This is a genomic window from Paracoccus gahaiensis (genome assembly GCF_005048225.1).
Taxonomy (GTDB): domain Bacteria; phylum Pseudomonadota; class Alphaproteobacteria; order Rhodobacterales; family Rhodobacteraceae; genus Paracoccus; species Paracoccus gahaiensis.
This window is the reverse complement of record NZ_SUNI01000064.1, coordinates 1-2,590: the sequence shown is the minus strand read 5'-3', so window position 1 is coordinate 2,590 and position 2,590 is coordinate 1. Positions and strand designations below refer to the sequence as shown.

Below are 2,590 nucleotides of genomic sequence, written 5' to 3'. Positions count from 1 at the left end.
TGTTCAGCGACAACCATCTTGGCCGGTGCCGACAACCACCTTGGCCGGTTGGGCTGAACGGAAGACGGGCATGCCCGTCTGGAGGGCAGTCCCACCGGCCTGAATGATTTCAAGGTTAGGTGCTGGTCGCTGCGGGTTGGTAAGCCAGGTTCCTCTGCCGTCAAACGGAGGACCCGGGTTGGCCTACAAACCCATCACCGACCAGCAATTGAGATTATACATGTCCGACCTCCAGAAGCACAGTCAGCGCACATCGGCCGCCCGCGCCGGGTTCAGCGAGCGCACAGCGCGACGGTTCGATGCCGATCCTACGCTGCCCTCGAACCGCAAGATCGTTCACGGTCGTACGGTTGCCGATCCCCTCGAAGGTTATTGGGAAAGTGACATCCTTCCCTTGCTTGAGAGAGACAGCGCCTTACAGGCCGTCAGCCTGCTGCGCCACCTTCAGGGTCTGCACCCGCTGGCCTTCCCCGACGATCGGATCCGGCGCACGCTGGAACGGCGGGTGCGGCAGTGGCGGGCGCTGAACGGACCCGAGCGCGACATCATCTTCCGGCAGACGCCGGAGCCGGGCCGCATGGCCCAGTCTGACTTCACCCATGCTGAGGAGCTGGAGGTGACGATCGCGGGCCAGCCGTTCCCGCACCTGCTCTATCACTTCGTCATGGTCTACAGCCGATGGGAGCATGTCGCCGTGGTCCTGGGCGGGGAAAGCTTCACGGCCCTTGCCGAGAACCTGCAGCAGGCGCTCTGGTCGCTCGGCGGAGCACCGCAGGAGCATCGCACCGACAGCCTGTCGGCCGCTTTCCGCAACCTGACGGCCGACCAGTGCGAGGACATCACCAGGCGCTACAATGCCTTCGTCGGTCATTACGGCATGGAGGCCAGCCGCAACAACCGCGGGGAAGCTCACGAGAACGGCGCGGTGGAGTCTCAGAACCGGCACCTGAAGAAAGCCATCGAACAGGCGCTGATCCTGCGCGGCAGCCGGGACTTTGCCAGCATCGAGGACTATCGGCGCTTCGTCGATATCCTGGTGGCGCGGCGCAACCGGCAGCGGGTGACCGCGGTTCAGGCGGAGCGGGCACATCTGAGGCCACTGCCGCTCCGGCGAACCACCGACTTTACCGAGATCGTGGTGCCGGTCACGCGCACCGGCGGCTTTCTGGTCAAAAGCATCTTCTACAGCGCCCCGTCGCAGCTGATCGGACAGCGTCTGCGGGTCCACCTCTACGATGATCGCCTCGAGGCCTTCCTCGGCAGCACCCTGGTCGTCAGCCATCCCCGGGCCCGTGGCCGCGGTGACGGCCATCGCGTTCATGTCATCAACTACCACCATGTCATCCATGCCCTGCGGCGCAAGCCACAGGCCCTGTGGAGTTCGATCTACCGCGACAGCCTTTTCCCCAGAACCGAATACGCCGCAGTCTGGCAGCTGCTGCAGCGCGATCTGCCCCGCCGGGACGCCTGTCGCCGGATGGTCGATCTGCTGTTCACCGCCCACGACCGGGCCTGCGAGGCGGAACTGGCGCATCTCCTGGCGGACGATCTCGCCGCCGGCCGGATCCCCGACCCCGGCTTGGTGGCATCCCGCCTGAGCCCGAGGCAGACGGCGCTGCCGAGGGATGTCGCCGTCGCCCATCCGTCGCTCGATAGCTTCGACGCCCTGCTGGGGGCCCGCGCATGACCGCCCGCGAGATCGACATCCACACGCTGCCGGGCATGCTGACTGCGCTGCGCCTGCCCAGCTTCCACAAGCTCTGGGCAGAGATCGCCACCCGCGCCGATAACGAAGGCTGGCCCGCCGCCCGTTTCCTGGCTGTCCTTGCGGAATACGAACTGGCCGAGCGCGACATGCGCCGCATTCGGCGCCATCTGAACGAGGCGCAACTGCCTGCAGGCAAAACCCTCGCAACCTTCGACTTCAAGGCGCTGCCGACCCTGCCGCGCGCCCGGGTCGAGGCCTTGGCGGCTGGCGACTGGCTGGAGGGCGGCGGCAACCTGATCGCCATTGGCAACTCCGGCACCGGCAAGACGCACGTCCTTTGCGCGATCGGCCATGCCCTGATCGAGGCGGGACACCGCGTGTTCTATACCCGGACAAGCGATCTTGTGCAGCGGCTTCAGGCCGCCCGTCGTGACCTCGTCCTGGAAGCCGCACTTGCCAAGCTCGACAAGTTCGACCTGATCATCCTCGACGACATCACCTATGCCCACAAGGATCAGGCCGAAACCGGCGTGCTGTTCGAACTGATCGCCCGGCGCTACGAATATCGCAGCATCGCCATCGCCGCCAACCAGCCGTTCAGCGGGTGGGACCAGATCTTCCCCGACAAGGCGATGACCGTCGCCGCCATCGACCGCCTCGTCCACCATGCCGCGATCCTCGAGATGAATGCCGAAAGCTTCCGCCAACGCGCCGCCGCCTCAAGCATGGCGGCGCTGGCCAGAACACCAGCGACAACCATCACCGACAACCACAACGAAGGAGAAAGCTGACCAGAAAACAGCCTCGAAAAACGCCAACCCCACCGCCCAAAAACCGGCCAACGTGGTTGTCGCTCAAGGACAAGATGGTTGACGCGCTACA

The 2,590-nt window shown here is 65.2% G+C and carries 2 protein-coding genes; both read left to right on the top strand.

Translation table 11 applies throughout. The features are described 5' to 3' along the window. The first annotated feature begins 178 nt into the window (after positions 1–178). A complete protein-coding gene (istA, locus tag FA743_RS20060; protein WP_246055086.1) occupies positions 179–1,687 on the top strand; it encodes an IS21 family transposase in 1,509 nt (502 codons plus the stop codon). Beyond that, on the top strand, positions 1,684–2,499 hold the full coding sequence (gene istB / locus FA743_RS20055) for an IS21-like element helper ATPase IstB (protein ID WP_136887813.1): 816 nt from the start codon (positions 1,684–1,686) through the stop codon (positions 2,497–2,499). The genes istA and istB overlap by 4 nt, the downstream gene beginning before the upstream one ends. Positions 2,500–2,590 lie beyond the last annotated feature (91 nt).

Bases quoted from the DNA above. Each gene is read 5' to 3' on its own strand.
- istB (WP_136887813.1), top strand. From the start codon at position 1,684: ATGACCGCCCGCGAGATCGACATCCACACGCTGCCGGGCATGCTGACT.